The sequence below is a fragment of the Mycobacterium sp. NPDC003323 genome (assembly GCF_053589535.1).
Genome location: NZ_JBSFSB010000007.1, coordinates 197,298 through 214,036, shown reverse-complemented (window position 1 = coordinate 214,036; position 16,739 = coordinate 197,298). Strand labels below are relative to the sequence as shown.

The following is a 16,739-nucleotide window of genomic DNA, read 5'->3' as shown; positions in this document are numbered from 1 at the left end:
GTTCGGGCTGAACGGTCACCCCGGAGTATCCAGTCGACGCAAGCGTCAAACGCTCAGATCATGTCCTTGCGGGTCAGCCACCGCATCACCGGCCACCCGACGAACACCGGCAGCCAGCAGGTCAGCACCCGGTAGAGCAGCACCGCGGGCACCGCGATGGCCGCGGGCACACCGAACGCGGCCAGGCCACCGATCAGGGCGGCCTCCACCGCGCCGACACCGCCGGGGGTCGGCGCCGCCGAGGCCAGCGTGCCGCCGATCATCGTCACCACCGTGACGGTGACGAACGAGGTGTCACCGCCGAAGGCCTCGATGCTGGCCCACAGCGCCAGCGCCGACCCGAGCGTCGTGCCCGCCGCGCCCAGCACGATCAGCGCCAGCCGCTTGGGTTCCTTGGACAGCTCCCACAGGTCGGTCTTGACCTCCTGCAGTTTCGGCGCCAGCGATGAGGCCAGCCAGCGCCGCAGCTTGGGCACCGCCAGGAACACCCCGACCAGTCCGAGCGCGACACCGGCGACCAGATACAGCACCGTCGCGCTCGGCACGAAATGCGACAGGTTCGCCGACGCGCCGGCGATGGTGGTGAACAGGATCAGCAGCAGCACGTGCACCATCACCTGCACGCTCTGCTGCAGCGCGACCGCCGCGGTGGCGCGCATGGTGCTCAGCCCGCCCTTCTGCAGCACCCGGGTGCTCAGCGCGAGTCCGCCCACCCCGGCGGGCGTGGTGGTGGCCGCGAAGGTGTTGGCCACCTGCATGATCGCCAGGTGCCGGTAGGCCACCAGCCCGTCGGCGCACGCCCACAGCGCGCCGGCCGCACCGACATAACGCAGCGCCGAGACCATCAGCCCCACCAGCGCCCACCACCAGTTGGCGTTGGCCAGCTCGTCGAAGAAGGTCGGCACGGTGCTGATGAACGGGTAGGCGACGTAGACCAGCGCCACCAGCAGCACCAGCTGGATGAGCTGCACCCGGGTGAACCGGGTGATGGTCTCGTTGCGGATGCTGTCGGCGCCGGTCTGCTGCTGCACCTGCTCGCGGGCGGCCTCGATGACGGCCTTCGGGTTGTGCACCGAATCGCGGATGCGCGCGGCCACCGCCGTCTTGGTCAGGCGGCGCGACGCGGTCAGCACGGTGTCGCGGCCCAGCGTCTCGATGGCGGCGGCGACGGCCGTCTCCGGGTCGTACACGTCCGAGGTGGTCACCAGCAGCTGTGCGATATCGGATTGCAGCTGAGCGTCGGTGGCGCCGTATTCGGCGTTGGTGAACCCGCCGAACTGGACCTGCCCGTCATGCACGGTGATCTCGTCGCGGCACAGGCTGCCGTGCGAGATCTGGTTGTCTTGCAGGGTTTTCAGCGCCTTCCAGACATCGGTCACCGACGCGGACTCCGGGCTCAGACGCACCCCGCGCGCGGGCTTGCGGGCATACAGCGTCCAGCCGCGGTCCAGCGCGCTGACCGACACCGACGAGATGTTCGACAGCCCCAGGGTGTCGATCGCGATGGCCATCAGCGCGCGGTGCTCGATGGTGCGGCGCATCGACGCGTGCAGCGGGGCGGTCTCGTCGGTGCGCAGCCGGACCTTGCGCCACAGCTGGGTGAGGGCGCCGCCGCTGCGCTGGTTGGGTCCGTACAACTCGACGACGGCGGTGCTGTCCGGGCCGGTGGCCGCGAGGACCAGCGCGCCCTGACCGGGCGGCCGGATGACGGCCAGCGCCGAGACGATGAAGCCCCGCCGGGTCAGCGCACGCACCGCACCGTCGAGCGGAACCTCCAGCGCCGGGGTGCCCACCACCCACACCACCAGGGCACCGACGAACCAGCCGACGGCCAGACCCAGCAGCGAGCGCGCCGGCACCACGGCGCTGACGGCCAGGTGGATCGGTACGAACGCCAGCAGCAGCGCCCACCAGTAGCGGCGCAGCCGACGCGACAACCACGGACCGGACACCGTCAGCACCGCGGCCAGCAGGGCGATCCAGCGTGGGTCGTCGAGGAACTGCGACAGCTGGGTGTCGAGGCGGTCGCGCAGGTCGAAATGCCACTGCGGCGCCGCGATTCCGCGACCACTGATGGACAGTGCGAGCACCGCGATCACCCCGGCCGCACCGTAGGCCGCCAGCAGTAGCCAGTGCCTGCCGAGGATCAGCTGCACCAGGATGATGAACGGCAACGCCAGGATCGCGACACCGTAGGCCAGGTACACCAGATTGGACTGGGTCGGCGTGAGCACGCCGATGATCCCGGAGATCGACCGTTCCAGCGACACCCACTCGTTGCGGGTGATCAGCGAGCTGGTGATGACGACGGCGAGGAACAGCGCCGACAACACCACCCGCAGGATCTCGTTGGTGCGCCGGGTCAGCGGTTGCAGCAGGCTGCCGGTGACGCTGATGTCCCGGCCGTCGACTCGCACGGGGACAAACGTAACCGGGCGGGACGGCTTCCTGCGCGAAGCGGGTCCATCGACGCTGTGAGATAACCCCTGATTTCGCATCCGGTGCCGCGAGCTGCCCCCGGCCCAAGTGACTCGTCATGACATTTTTGCCACCTGTGATGTAACTTCGATCGACACATCGACGCCCGGGGGCCAGCGCCGAGAGGAAAACAGGTGGATTCGACACCTTTCGGCCATTACCAGCTGCAGGAGCTGATCGGCCGGGGCGGTATGGGCGAGGTTTACCGGGCCTACGACACCAGGACCGACCGGGTCGTCGCGGTGAAGGTGCTGCCCCCGCAACTGGCCCAGGACGCGGTGTTCCAGCAGCGGTTCCGGCGCGAATCGCAGGCCGCCGCCGGCGTCAACGACCCGCATGTGGTGCCCATCCATGGTTTCGGCGAGATCGACGGCCGGCTGTATCTCGACATGCGCCTCATCGAGGGCCGCACGCTGGGCGCGATGCTGTCCGAGACGGACAAGCCGCTGGACCCGGCGTTCGCGGTGCAGGTGGTCGAGCAGATCGCCTCGGCGCTGGACGCCGCGCACCAGCAGGGGCTGATCCACCGCGACATCAAACCGTCCAACATCCTGCTGACGCGGTCGCACTTCGCCTACCTGATCGACTTCGGGTTGGCCCGCACGGCCGGGGAATCCGGTATGACCACGGCCGGCAGCACGTTGGGCACCCTGGCCTACATGGCGCCGGAACGGTTCGACGGCGGGTTCGCCGATGCCCGCGCCGACACCTACGCGTTGACCTGTGTGCTCTACGAATGCCTGACCGGGGCGCGGCCATACCCGGCCGACAGCCTGGAACAACAGATCGCCGGGCACATGGTGGCGCCGGTGCCCAAGCCGTCGGAGTCCAATCCCCGGCTGGCACCGTTCGACGAGGTCATCGCCAAGGGCATGGCCAAGAAGCCGGAGAAGCGCTACCAGTCGGGCGCCGAGCTGGCCGCCGCCGCGGCGCGGGCCCTGCGGGCTCCGGTGCGGGTGACCGGTTCCGGCAGGCACACCGCCCGCCGGCAGCCCTCGGGTGCGGGCCGGTTGCCGCAACGCGCGCTGATCGTCGCCGGTGTGCTGGTGCTCGTCGGCGCCGGTGCGGTCGGGGCCTGGAAGTGGTGGGACTCCCGCGACACCACCGAGTGGCCCGACGGCGCGGTGCCCGCGATCGCGTCGACGGTGCCCGTGCCGGTGCGCGAGGCGGGCACGTTGGTCGTCGGCGTCAACGTGCCGTACGCGCCCAACGAGTTCACCAACTCCGACGGTGAGATCGTCGGCTTCGACGTCGACCTGATGGACGCCGTCGCCCGCACGCTCGGCCTGACGACGGAGTACCGGGAAAGCGAATTCGACGACATCATCCCGGCCGTGCGCGACGGCGGGGTGGACGTCGGGATGTCCTCGGTGACCGACACCCTGGAGCGGCAGAAGCTCGTCGACTTCGTCACCTATTTCGAGGCGGGCACGCTGTGGGCGCAGCGCAGCGGGTCGGCGGTGGATCCCACCGCGGCCTGTGGGCTGCGCGTCGGGGTGGCGTACAGCGTCATCCAGGAGACGGTGGAACTGCCCGCCAAGAGCGACGAGTGCGTCGCCGCGGGCCTCGCGCCGATCGAGAAGGTGGTCTACACCCGCCAGGACGATGTCACCGCGGCGCTGATCGCCGGTGAGATCGATGCGATGACGGCGGATTCGCCGGTCACCGGGTTCGCCATCAAACTCAGCGGCGGGGCGCTGGTCCCGGCCGGTGAGGTGTTCGACTCCGCGCCGTACGGGTGGCCGGTGGCCAAGGGTTCGGCGCTGGCCCAACCGCTGCTGGCCGCGCTGAAACATCTGATCGAGACCGGCGAGTACCGCACCATCGCCACGATGTGGGGTGTCGAGCGCGGCATGATCACCGAACCCGTGCTCAACGGGGCCGCACGCTAGGTTGCGTCGGCGGTTCGACGCGGTTTGAACGCCCGCCCACCGGGTAGCGCCGTCATATGGATCATGTGGATGCCATCGGCCTGCACCGCATCGACGCGCACAACGGCATCCTGCCCGACGAGGTGCTGTTCGACCTCGTCGGCGATGCGCGGTTCGTGCTGATCGGGGAGGCCAGCCACGGCACGCACGAGTTCTATGCCGCGCGCGCCCACATGACCCGCCGGCTGATCGAGGAGCAGGGGTTCGCGGCGGTGGCGGTGGAGGCCGACTGGCCCGACGCGTATCGGGTCAACCGGTATGTCCGGCACACCGGCACCGATGCGCTCGCCGAGGCCGCGCTGGCCGGATTTCAGCGCTTCCCGCAATGGATGTGGCGCAACACCGTCGTCCGCGATTTCGTGGAGTGGCTGCAGGACTTCAACGGTCGCCGCTCGACGCCGGTGGGTTTCTTCGGCCTGGATCTGTACAGCCTGCGCCGCTCGATGACCGAGGTGATCAGCTATCTGGACCGGCGCGATCCGGATGCCGCACAGCGGGCCCGGCGGCGCTACGGCTGCTTCGAGCACATCACCGATGAACAGCGGTACGGCTACCGCGCGGCCTTCGGGGCCGGCCAGTCCTGCGAGGACGAAGTCGTCGCGCAGCTCGCCGAATTCCAGCGCCTCGATCTGGACCGGGTGCGTGGTGACGGGATGGCCGAGGACGACGAACGGTTCTACGCGCAGCAGAACGCCCGCCTGGTCACCGCCGCCGAGCAGTACTACCGCACCATGTTCGTCGGCCACAACGAATCCTGGAACCTGCGGGACCGGCACATGCTGGAGACCCTGCGGCAGCTGGCCGACCATCTCGACGGTCTCTCACGCGGGGCACGGATCGTGGTGTGGGCGCACAATTCTCACCTCGGTGATGCGCGCGCCACCGAACTCGGCGACGACGGTCAGCTCAACCTCGGCCAGTTGGTGCGCGAACAATTCCCCGGGCACAGCTGCACCATCGGTTTCACCACCGACAGCGGCACGGTCACCGCGGCCGACCAGTGGGACGAACCGGCCCAGACCATGACGGTGCGCCCGGCGTTGCCCGGCAGCGTCGAGGCGTTGTTCCACCAGGCCGGCGGCGACTTCCTGCTGCGGGCCGACGAACTGCCGGCCGAACGCTTGCTGCACCGCGCCATCGGGGTGATCTATCGGCCCGCCACCGAACGGCAGAGCCACTACTTCATGGCCCGGCCCGCCGACCAGTACGACGCCCTGATCCACATCGACCGCACCACCGCGCTCGAACCGCTCGAAGTCGTCGCCGAACCCGCCGGCGCGGAATCCGAGACCTACCCCGATGGATTGTGAATCAGCGCAGTCGCACCATTCGCGTCGTCGAACTCTCGTCGAGCTCGACGACATCGGTGCGCGACCGCAGGAAATCACTGAAAGACTTGAATCCCAGCGACTTTTCGCTGAACGACGGGTCCATGCGCTTCATCTGCGCCTTGACCGCCGAGTTGTGCAGCCAGTCCACATCGTCCTTCTCCAGGCCGATGTGCAACGCGCGCACCAGCAGCGCGGTGGCCACCGCCTGCGGGTCGGGCTCGTCGGATTTCTTGGTGCGCCTGGTGCCCTTCTTCGGTTGGTCCGGCGGCTCGTACACCGGCACCCCGGGCAGCGCGTCGTAGACGACGAACTCGTCGCATGCCGAGGCCAGTGCCTTGCTCGACGATCCGGCGACACCGATGCCGACGACGTAGCGGCCCAACCGTTTACAGCGCTGCGCCAGGGCGATGTAGTCGGAGTCACCGGCCACGATCACCACGTGGGTCAGGTCGGGCAGTCGGAACATGTCCTCCACGGCGTCGACGGCCAGCCGGATGTCGGCACCGTTCTTGCCGTACGCCGCGGCCGGGAACAACTGCACCAGGTCCACCGCGCGGCCGACGAGTTGTTGGCGGTAGCCGGCGTTGACCTCGGCCGACCAGTCGGCGTAGGCGCGGGTGAGCACGAGCGTGCCGAACGAGGACGCGAAGTCCAGGATCGCGCCGACGTCGACGGTCGAACGTTCCAGTGCCTCGGCGGGCAACCCCTCGGATTGGTCGCGTTTGTCGCGCTGAAACGAATTGCGCCCGTTCACCTGGTCGTACCGGGAGATGACGATGTTGTCGAAGTCGAGGTAGACCGCGACGCGGGTGGGAGCGGTTTCGGTCACCGGTCCAGTGTGGCCCACGCGCGCTCGCGTGGCACGCAGGCCCGGCGCGGCCTAGGCTCGCAGACGCACCACAGTGGTCCGGGGGCTTCCCGCCGCACACAGACGGACCAGGGATTCCAGTGGCTCTGAGCGATATCGCGGCATACGCGAACCTGACCGACACCGATATCGACGCGATCGGTGCCGAGCTCGACCGCATCCGAGCCGACGTGCAGGACAGCCTCGGCGCGGCGGATGCGGCCTATATCCGCCGCGCGATCATCTTCCAGCGGGCCCTGGACGCCGCGGCCCGGTTGGTGATCGCCGGTACCCGGTCGCGGACCGGCTGGCTGATCGGCACCTCGGCGCTGGCGTACGCGAAATCCGTGGAGAACATGGAGATCGGGCACAACGTCTCGCACGGCCAGTGGGATTGGATGAACGACCCGGAGATCCACTCGACCACGTGGGAATGGGACATGGTCGGCCCGTCGGTGCAGTGGCGCTACTCGCACAACTATCGCCACCACGTGTACAGCAATGTGTTGGGCGTGGACGATGATCTCGGGTTCGGGGTCCTGCGGGTCACCCGCGATCAGCCGTGGAAACGCGAACATCTGCTGCAGCCGCTGCGAAACCTGTTGCTGGGAGCCATCTTCGAATGGGGCATCGCGCGCCATGGCTATCACTCCGAGTGCGAGCGGGCCGACAGCGCGCAGGCCCGCCGTGCCGTCGGCCGCACGTTGCTGGCCAAGATCGGCAAGCAGGTGACCAAGGATTACGTGCTGCTGCCCGCCCTGAGCGGTCGCCGCTGGCGCCGGACGCTGGCGGCCAACACCGTGGCCAATCTGCTGCGCAATCTGTGGAGCTACATGGTGATCTTCTGCGGGCACTTCCCCGATGGTGTGCAGCAGTTCGAGCCGGCCGTCCTGGAGCACGAAACCCGGTCGCATTGGTATCTGCGCCAGATGCTGGGCGCGGCCAACTTCCGGGCCGGGCCGGTGCTGGCGTTCTCCAGCGGAAACCTCTGCTATCAGATCGAGCACCACCTGTTCCCCGATCTGCCGAGCAACCGGTATGCGCAGATCAGCGTGCGGGTCCGGCAATTGTGCGAGAAGTACGGCATCGCCTACACCACCGGGTCGCTGCCGCGTCAGTACCTGCAGACGCTGCGGACCAACGTGCGCCTCGCGGTGCCCGGAGAGCCGGGCGGGTGACGGTGTCCGCCGATCGGATGAACCTGGATCGGACCGCGGCGCTGCGGCTGTGCCGAATTCGCGCCCAGCGTAGGGTCCGAGATCGTTAGTTCGCCTTAGTGCACCAGTTCGCGACCGGTGCTATGCCGAGCTAACAAAACTTCCGTCCCGCGGGGCATCAGTCTGCACGGCTGCCTGCGCAAACGCGCGTAAGTGATCGTCGCCGAACGGACACCTGATTGTGTGTGATTCAGACCACCCACTGAGCTACATTGTGACGGCAGTCATACGAAAGAGGTGGACATGAGCGGTGTTCTGCTTGGCGTGATCATGGTTCTGCTCGGTGCCGGCGCGGTCGGCGCCGTCGTGGCCGCCGCAATCCTCGGCTACGGCACGTTGGCTCTGGCCATCGGCATCGTCTCCAGCGCCGCCTTCGCGGCGAAGACCGTCTAGGCACGCAACCGCAGTCCCAGGCCCGTCGCCCGGACGGCCTGGCGGGAGATCGCTGCGCGCACCTCGGCCTCCGATCCCACCACCCGCACGCGGGTCTTCGCGCGCGTCACCGCCGTGTAGAACAACTCGCGCGTCAGCAACCGCGAATCCTCGGTCGGTAGCAGCACCGTCACCTCGTCGGCCTGACTTCCCTGCGATTTGTGGATCGTCATGGCGTGCATGGTCTCGACCTCGGTCAGCCGCCCAGGGACGAACGACATACCGCCGACCGCCACCCGTAGACCGTCCGGTGCGGCCACCGTGACGCCGGTATCGCCGTTGTAGAGCTTGAGTCCATAGTCGTTGGCGGTCACCAGAATTGGCCGACCGGCATACCACGTCGCCCACAACGGATCACCCGTTGCCTCGGTCAGCCAGCGCTGCACCTGCCGGTTCCAGTGCGTCACCCCGACCGGTCCGTGCCGGTGCGCGCACAGCAACCGGTGCTCGTCGAGCGTGGCCAGCGCGGTGCCGGCGTCGCCGAGCACGCACGCCTCACGCAACCGCAGCGCATGCGGCAGCAGCACGTCGCGCAACCCACCGGGTGTGGGCAGCCACTCGATATGCGCTCCACCGGCGGCCAGCACCTGCAAGGCGGCGTCGGCGTCGCCGGCCCTGATCGCGGCGGCCAACGCCCCGATCGCTGCGCCGAACCGATGCGATGTCCGCAACGCGGCCACCCGGTCGGCGCCCAGCCCGTCGACCAGATCGGCCAGCACCGCCCCGGCCTCCACCGAGGCCAGCTGATCCGGATCACCCACCAGCAACAGCCGCGTGTCCGGGCGCACCGCCTCCAACAACCGGGCCATCATCGTCAAGGACACCATCGACGTCTCGTCGACGACGATCACATCGTGCGGCAGCCGATTTCCGCGGTGGTGCCGGAACCGCGATGAAGTGTCCGGGCGCGAGCCCAGCAGCCGGTGCAGCGTGGTGGCCTGCAGACCCGCCAGCCGCGAACCGTCCTGCGGCGGCAGGGCATCGACCTCGATCTGCACGGCCTCCTGCAACCGGGCGGCGGCCTTGCCGGTGGGTGCGGCCAGGGCGATGCGCGGTGTCGGCCGGCCCGCCAGTGCGGCCTGCTCGGCCAGCAGGGCCAGCAACCGCGCGACCGTCGTCGTCTTGCCGGTGCCGGGTCCGCCGGTCAGCACGGTCAGTCCCTGCGTCAGCGCCATCTGCGCCGCGGCGCGCTGCTCGGCCCAGTCATCGGGGAATAGCCGCAACACATCCGGCAGCTCGCCGGTCGGCCGGTGGCCCACCAGCGTGAGCACGTCGGCGCACACTTGCTGCTCTTCGAGCCAGTACCGATCCAGATACAGGAGATCGCCCAGCAGTCGCAGCACCGGCGGCGTTCCGGCCAGCGGGCTGGCGGCCACCGCGGCCAGCCACTCGTCGGCCACCAGGTCCACCTCGCGCGCCGCCGCACGCAGGTCGACGCACACCGAACCGCCGCGCAACGCCCGCACCGCCAGTTGCACCGCCAGTGTGACCTGGGGCGAGGTCTCCTCGGCCAGGGCCGTCAGCCGTTGCGCCACATGGATATCGGCGGGTTCGAAGTCGATGTTCACAGGCCCCCCAGCAGTTCGGTGAGCGCGATGACCAGCGCAGCGGGCGGCTTCCAGCTGAACACGCCGGCCGGGCTGCCCTCGGTCACCGGGTTGTCGGCCCCGCACATGCCGCGCACGAACAGATACAGCACGCCGCCCAGGTGCACGTCCGGGTCATAACCGGGCAGCCGCCAGTTCAGGTACCGGTGCAGCACCACGCTGTACAGCAGCGCCTGCAGCGGGTAGTCCGAATGCAGCATCGCCTCGGCCAGCCGTTCCGGGCCGTAGTCGGCCGCCGTCAGCGGCGCGTCACCGACGCCCAGCCAGTTGGTCTTGTAATCCACCACCACATAACGCCCGTCGACGCGCAGCACCGCGTCGATGGAACCCGATAGGTAACCGTGCAGCGGCTGGCCGCCCAGCGCGCCCGAGGACAGCCGGTCGACATAGCGGGCCATCGGGTCGTCGGCGGGTAAGTGCTCGGCCAGCAGGGCACCCAGATTCGACAACCGGGCGAAGCCGCCGACGGTACCGTCGCCACCGGCCAGCGGGAACTCGAAGTCCAACTCCCGCAACCGGTCCGCCAACCCGATCCGGCGCAGCGTCACCCCCGGCGCCAGCGGCCCCAGATCGGTGTCGTGCATCGGCACCAGCGCGGCGGCCAGCTCGTCGGCCGCGACCGTCACCGGCCAGCGCGCGCTGTGCCGCTCGATATGCGTGCGCAGTTCGGCGGTCAGGTCCGCCGCGAACGGGTCGGCGGTCTCCAGCACCGCGTGCACCAGCGACCCGAACGCCGCGCCGGTGGGCAGCGCCGCCATCGGCGAGGGCACATCGGCCCCGGACGCCGGCGCGACCACGGGGATGTCGGCCACCTCGTCGTCGAGTTCGACGACCTCGGGCTCACTGGACACCGGGGCTTCCTCCGCGGCGCGCAGCAGGCCCGAGTACGACGTGCGCCGCCAGGACAGGTCGATGGACCGGTGGAACCGGCGCACCGCCAGATCCGTCGGCGGCATTCCGATGTCGGGCGGCTCGACGGTGTCGATCACCGACTCCTCCAGCACCGGTCCGCCCGCATCGGCCCACGCCTGCAACCGGGCCCGGGCGTCCGCATCGGAGATCCGTTCCGGGGAACACACCGCGGGCACCTCGGCCTCGCCGGGGGCGCGGCCGCGCATCAGCCGCGACAGCCCGCCGTGCCGCTCATCCCAGGACGGCGCCCACCACGCCACCACCTGCGAGCAGGCCCGGGTCAACGCGACATAGGTCAGCCGGCTGTCGTTGGCGGCGGCCTCGGCCTTACCGGCGCGCAGTACGCCCGGGCCGGCATCGCCGACGTGCAGGCAGCGTATCCCGTCGTCGTGGTACAGCACCGGATTCGGGTCGGGCGCATACCGATTGAACGCGAACGGCAGATAGACCACGGGATACTGCAGGCCCTTGGACACCCACACCGTCATGATCTGCACGGCCGCGGCGTCGCTGTCCAGGCGGCGGTTGCGTTCGGCCGAACCGCCCTCCTCGCCGGCCTGGGCGCGCAGCCAATCACGCAGGGCGGGCAGGCCGTAACCCTCGCGGTGCGCGGTGTCCTGCAGCAGTTGGGTGACATGGGCCAGATCGGTCATCAACCGTTCGCCGCCCTGCCAGGACAGCACCTGCTTGCCCATCCCGGCCAACTGGGCCGCCTCGAAGACCGCCGCCACCCCGCGTTCGCGGGCATGTCCGGCCCAGCTGCGCAGTTCCTCGGCCACCCGGTCGGTCAGCGCGTCGCCACCGGCGGCCAGCGTCTCGGCGGTCTCCCGGAAGAACAGCGTCGACGCCGCCGCGCGCACCAGACCCGAGCGGTGCGGCTGATCGAAGGCCTCCAGCAGGCACAGCCAGTCCTGCGCGGCGCGGGAGGCGAACACATTGGAATCACCGGTGTAGACCGCCGGGATCCCGGCTTCGGCCAGTGCGGCATCGCAGGCGCGGGCGTCGCGGTGGGTCTCGACGATTACGGCGATGTCGCGGGCCTGCAGCGGACGGCCGTCGAAGGTGGTGCCGGCGGCCAGCAGCGCGCCGATATCGGCGGCCAGGTCCGCACCGATGTGGGTGCGCAGCCGGTCCATCGGAATGGTTCTGGTGCCCTTGCCCGTTCGGGTGACCACCCGCAGCCGGAACGGGTCGTTGCGCGGTGCGCCGGCCAGCCGGTGGCCGCGATGGTGGGCTTGGACATCGTGCACGACGATCTCGGGGCCGCCGAGTTGGGCGCCGCCGAGCACCACCTGCAGTCGGTCGACCAGATCGGCGTCGCTGCGCCAGTTGGTGCCCAGCGTCTGCTTGTCCCCGGCGGTCTCGGCCGCGTGCAGATAGGTGTCGATATCGCCGCCGCGGAACCCGTAGATGGCCTGTTTCGGGTCGCCGATCAAAATCAGCGTGGACTGCCCGGCGAAGGCGCGTTCCAGTACCTGCCACTGCACCGGGTCGGTGTCCTGGAACTCGTCGACCATCACCACCGGCCAGCGCTGCGGCATTCGGACCCGGGCCGGCGAATCCGGGTCGGCCAGCGCCTGGGCCAGCCGGGTCAGCAGGTCGTCGTAGCCCAGGATGCCGTTGCGGCGTTTGCGGATCTCCAACTCCGCCAGCACATCCCGGGCAAAGGACAACGCAACGGCGGTACCGGAGTCCGGGTCCGGGTCCGGGTCGGTGGGCCGTAGCTCGGTGGCCGGGTTGCGCACCACCTGCTTGGCCAGCTGCTGGGCCTGGCGATAGGACAGCGCCGGGTCGTCGCCGTCGTGGCCGAAGCGGGCCAGGTACTGGTCGTCGACGATCTCGGACACCAGTTCGTCCAGGTTCTCCACCAGGGTGAGGCCGCTGTCGCTGTCCCCGGCCACGCCCAGCGATTTCAGCACGATGCTGCAGAACTGGTGGGTGGTCGCGATGGTGGCGGCGTCGAAGCCGGCCAGTGCGTCGCGCAGGCGCTGCAGGCGGGCCTGCCGGTCATCGCGGACCAGGTGGCGCAGCAGGTCGGTGGTCGCCTTGCCCGGATCCTCCAGGGCGGCGATCGCCTCGACGATCTGGCCCCGGACCCGTTCGCGCAGTTCCTGGCTGGCGGCGCGGCCGAAGGTGATCAGCAGCATCTGGTCCAGTCCGGCGCGGTTTTCGGCGACCATCCGGGTGACCAGGCCGGCCAGGGCGAACGTCTTGCCGGTGCCGGCGCTGGCCTCCAGCACCGTGGTGGTGGCGGGTGGGGGCAGCGCCCCGGTGAGGTCGAAGGTCTTCACGGCGCGGCCTCCTCGGCGTCGAGGAGCGGCAGCCACAGTCGCGGTGCGTAGTCGGGCAGGCCGACCAGGTCCTCCAGATCGGCGTCGCGGCCCCAGACGCGTTGGATGGCCGGGTCGTCGCGTTCGTTGCGCCAGCGGTAGTTGGCCGGCTGCTGCGGGTCTTCACCGGCCTGGCGGGCGGCCGCCCAGGCGTAGGACGTCTTGATCGGCAACGGCAGCGGACGGGTCCGGCCCTCGTCATACATGGCCACCAGGTCGCGCAGCAGGGTCTGTGCGTCGGCGGGTCCGCTGAGCGCGGTCACCCGCGGGTCGGTGCCGCGCGGGGGACGGCCGATGCACACCGCGCTCCAGCGGGTGCCGTGCGCAGCGGTCAGGGCCAGCAGGGGAATCCACGATGCCAGCAGGTGCTGACCGCCGAGCTTGGAGTAGGTGACGGTGACAAGCCGGTCGCCGAACACCGAGGACACCGTGCCGGTCAGGCGCCGTCCCGCACCCAGGTCGACGGCGACGTCGAAGGCGCGGCCGTCGGTGCCGCGGTAGCGCAGTGCGGCGGCTGCGAGCAGCGCGGCCTGATCGCGCAGGTCGACGGCGCGACGCCAGCCGAGCTTGCCGGCGGGCAGCGTGCCCCGGCGCCATTCGGCCTGCTGCGCGTCCTGGGGTGTCATACCGCGCATGATGTCGGCGAGCATGCGGTCGCCGACCGTCCATTCCTGCAGCGCGTCGATCTCCACCGGCATCACGTCCGAGACGCCGTCGACGTCCCAGGGCAGCGTGTAGTCCAGCGCGCGGAAGAAGCCCTTGACGGGGTTCTTGAAGAAGGCGACCAGGTCGGCCAGGGAGACGTCGTCGAGCGGCGGTTCGGACAGCGGGCCCGCGACGAACGGTGGTTGCGCGGCGCGCTTGCCCGCCATCGCCTTGGCGGTGTCGAGCACGGTGCGGTCGAAGGTGAACGGCTTGGCCGGGATCAGCTTGTCCGGCTGGACGTTCTGGATGTCGAAGGGCTGCAACGGGTGCCGCGTGACCAGGTCGTCGAGCGGTTCGGCGGCGGTGGCGCGCACGGTGTCCAGCAGTTCGGCGATGGGTACCGCGGGCGGGCGCGCCTGGCCGGTGTACTCGTTGGCCCCGGTGTAGGTGATGACCAGTGTCTCGGTGGCCGCGCCGATGGCGTCGAGCAGAAGTTGGCGGTCCTCGGAGCGGATGTCGCGCTCACCGGTGCGCGGGTCGCGGGCCAGGATGTCGTCACCGTCGATGGCGCCCTGGCGGGGGAAGACGCCGTCGTCGAGGCCGACCAGGCACACCACCCGGTGCGGCACCGAGCGCATCGGCACCATGGTGCACACGGTCAGGGTGCCGGTGCGAAAGTTGGCGCGGGTCGGCCGGCCGGCGAGGTGGCGACCCAGCAGGGCCCGGATATCGCTGAGCCGCAAAAGGGTTGTGCCGTCGGCGTCGTCGAGGATCTCGGCGAACTCGCGTTGCACCTGGGCCGCCGGCCACTCCTCGTCGTCATGGGCCAGCGCGTCGATCGCCTCGGTGAGCGACTGCAGCCAGTCGGTCAGCGGGCGGGTGCCGCTCATGGCGCGCACGGCGGCGTGCAGCTGCTCGACGAACTCGGCGAACCGGCCGGCGAGTTCGACGCGGTTGCTGCTGACGTCGTCCAGGGGCAGGGTGGTGCCCAACCAGGCGTGTGAATCGTCGGACATCGCGACCCCGGCCAGGATCCGATCCAGGCCGAATCTCCAGGTGTTGTGCAGGAACTCGAGGCCGTACGGTTTGCGGTGCTGCTGGTCGAAGCCCCAGCGGATGTTCGCCTCGCGGACCCAGGCGCTGATGGCGTCCAGATCGTCGTCGGTGAAGGAGAAGCGGGCGCGGACCGGGGCGGCGCCGGCCAGGTTGAGCACTTCGCTGGCACCGGCGCGTCCGCCGGCGAGGGCGAGCAGCTGTTCGGCGACCGCCAGGAGGGGGTTGGTCTGCACCAGTGCGCGGTCGGCCAGGCGGACGCGCAGCCGGTGCGCGGGGTGGGCGTTGTGCACGACGTCGCCCAGCCCGAATCCCGCGCTGATCAGCGGGGCGTAGGTCTCGATATCTGGGCACATGACCAAGATGTCGCGCGGTTCCATGGTGGGGTCGTCGGCGAGCAGGCCGAGCAGGACCTCGCGCAGTACGTCGATCTGGCGGGCCGGTCCGTGGCAGGCGTGTACCTGCACCGAGCGGTCGGTTTTCAGGTGGCGACGGTCGGCGGGGCGGATGGCGTCGGCGGCGATATCGGATTGCAGCCAGCCCAGCATGGTGTCGGGATATGTTGTGGTGGGCAGGTATTCGTCGGTGTCCGGGGTGGGTAGGGCGCGTTGCAGTTCGCGTAGGTCGCGGCCCAGGGTGGCCAGCAGTGGATGGCCGACGTCGCGGTGGTCGGTGTCCTCGCGGCGCGGGAGGTTGCCGTGCCGGTCGGCGAGGGTGCGCCACAGTGGGTCGCTGGGGTGGGGGAGCCACAGGTGCAGGTCGTGGTGGGTGGCGACGGCCTGCAGCAGCTCGATCTCGGTAGCCGGTATCCGGGTGTGGCCGAACAGGGACAACCGTGGTGGTAGGTCGCTGGGTGAAGTATGAAGGCGGGCAAGTGTTTCGGAGTGGCGGAGGTGGGGCGGGTCGGCGTCGATCCGTGCGACCAGGCGGTCCCAGAGCGGGCGCTGCCAGGCGAGGTCGTCGGGTAGGCCGTCCCAGTCGGTGAGCAGGTGGGGGCGTTGGCGGGCGTAGGAGGCGTAGAGGCCGGCGAGTCGGCGGGCGACGGCGTAGCGACGGCCCTGGCGCAGTTCGCGTTCCTCGCCGGTGGCGAAGTGGCCGAGGTGGTTGGCCAGGGTGGCGCACCAGGGTTCGTCCAGGCTGTCGTCGATGACGGAGAGCAATGGCCACGCCATGGCGTCGGCGGCCCAGGGGTTGGCGGTGTCGGTGCCGGTGAGTTCGGCGATCAGGGAGCGTGGGTTGCGGAACTCGACGCCGGCGCATACGCCGAGGCGGTTGGACAGTCGTTGGCTGAGCCAGCGCTCGATGCCCTTTGCGGGGACGAGGACCAGTTCGGTGGCGAAGGGGTCGGGCAGTGGGTCGGCGAGCAGTGTCGCCAGGCCGTCGGCGAGCACGTCCGTCCGCTCGGCGCGGTGTAGGTGCAAGGCCATCGCGCTCAGCGTAACGGGCGGGTCTGACACGACGACATGACAATATGAAGGTTGCCGGAGCGGTTTTCGCTGCGGGACGAGTTTGGTGTGTGCCTCGGCACGATGACAGAGGGGGTTCGCGTTGATCAGGACGCTTGCAGTGAGCGGTGCCGCGGTGTTTGCGCTGGCGGTGGCGGGGGCTCCGAGCGCGGCCGCCGAGCCGGCCTGGACGATGCCGGATCTGGTGGGCATGAGCCTGGAAGAGGCGCAGATCGCGTACGACGAGGCCATCAAGAACACCGGTGGGCCGTGGCTCGAGGTCATCAACGGCTACCACGAGGGTTGGACGATCCGTGCGCCGAAGATGTACGACGTCTGCAAGCAGCAGCCGGCGGCCGGAAAGGCACTGGAGGCCAAGACCTGGACCGCCATTGCGGTGAACAAGCGCGGCGACTGCTAGCTCGGGTTGGGGCGGTTGCCCGCCCCGCGGACCGGAACTCGCGGGCTGTTTCCGGGTGGGGTATGCCGGTGCCTTTGAGCGACAAATCAG

General features: G+C 69.8%; 9 protein-coding genes and 1 pseudogene. 5 read left to right on the top strand and 5 right to left on the bottom strand.

The annotated features are described in order from the left end of the window. Nucleotides 1-53: 53 nt before the first annotated feature. The gene (locus ACWDUN_RS18260) at nt 54-2,417 is read right to left on the bottom strand and encodes a lysylphosphatidylglycerol synthase transmembrane domain-containing protein (RefSeq protein ID WP_449931050.1); all 2,364 of its coding nucleotides are present in this window, start codon (nt 2,415-2,417) and stop codon (nt 54-56) included. Nucleotides 2,418-2,612: 195 nt separating this feature from the next. Between ACWDUN_RS18260 and stpK7 the strand changes: the two genes are divergently transcribed. Then, nucleotides 2,613-4,370: a serine/threonine protein kinase StpK7 gene (stpK7, locus tag ACWDUN_RS18255; RefSeq protein ID WP_449931048.1), complete on the top strand. Its 1,758-nt coding sequence runs from the start codon at nt 2,613-2,615 to the stop codon at nt 4,368-4,370. A gap of 89 nt (nt 4,371-4,459) precedes the next feature. Beyond that, nucleotides 4,460-5,719: pseudogene (locus ACWDUN_RS18250) on the top strand (erythromycin esterase family protein); the annotation flags it as partial. A 1-nt stretch (nt 5,720) separates the two neighbouring features. Here ACWDUN_RS18250 and ACWDUN_RS18245 read toward each other — a convergent pair. Next, nucleotides 5,721-6,569 carry an NYN domain-containing protein gene (locus tag ACWDUN_RS18245; RefSeq protein WP_449931046.1) on the bottom strand — a complete coding sequence of 283 codons (849 nt, stop codon included), beginning with the start codon at nt 6,567-6,569 and terminating at the stop codon, nt 5,721-5,723. 119 nt (nt 6,570-6,688) lie between these two features. On the opposite strand from ACWDUN_RS18245, the gene ACWDUN_RS18240 reads away from it, so the two are divergent. Both ACWDUN_RS18240 and ACWDUN_RS18235 read left to right on the top strand, forming a co-directional pair. Further along, nucleotides 6,689-7,765, top strand: coding sequence for a fatty acid desaturase family protein (locus tag ACWDUN_RS18240; RefSeq protein ID WP_449931045.1), 1,077 nt, complete (start codon nt 6,689-6,691; stop codon nt 7,763-7,765). 282 nt (nt 7,766-8,047) lie between these two features. Continuing rightward, entirely contained in the window at nt 8,048-8,197 is a 150-nt protein-coding gene (locus ACWDUN_RS18235) for a hypothetical protein (protein WP_449931043.1), read from the top strand. On the opposite strand, the gene recD is transcribed toward ACWDUN_RS18235, so the two are convergent. Genes recD through recC form a run of 3 tightly spaced genes read right to left on the bottom strand, consistent with a single transcriptional unit; the run spans nt 8,194 to nt 16,210 of the window. Next, a complete protein-coding gene (gene recD, locus ACWDUN_RS18230; protein ID WP_449931041.1) occupies nt 8,194-9,804 on the bottom strand; it encodes an exodeoxyribonuclease V subunit alpha in 1,611 nt (536 codons plus the stop codon). The genes ACWDUN_RS18235 and recD overlap by 4 nt on opposite strands. Further along, the gene (gene recB / locus ACWDUN_RS18225) at nt 9,801-13,046 is read right to left on the bottom strand and encodes an exodeoxyribonuclease V subunit beta (protein WP_449931039.1); all 3,246 of its coding nucleotides are present in this window, start codon (nt 13,044-13,046) and stop codon (nt 9,801-9,803) included. The genes recD and recB overlap by 4 nt, the downstream gene beginning before the upstream one ends. Continuing rightward, complete coding sequence (gene recC, locus ACWDUN_RS18220; protein ID WP_449931037.1) at nt 13,043-16,210, bottom strand: exodeoxyribonuclease V subunit gamma; 3,168 nt, start codon at nt 16,208-16,210, stop codon at nt 13,043-13,045. The genes recB and recC overlap by 4 nt, the downstream gene beginning before the upstream one ends. A gap of 139 nt (nt 16,211-16,349) precedes the next feature. Here recC and ACWDUN_RS18215 point away from each other — a divergent pair, with 139 nt between their 5' ends. Further along, entirely contained in the window at nt 16,350-16,649 is a 300-nt protein-coding gene (locus ACWDUN_RS18215) for a PASTA domain-containing protein (RefSeq protein ID WP_449931035.1), read from the top strand. The last annotated feature ends 90 nt before the right edge of the window (nt 16,650-16,739 follow it).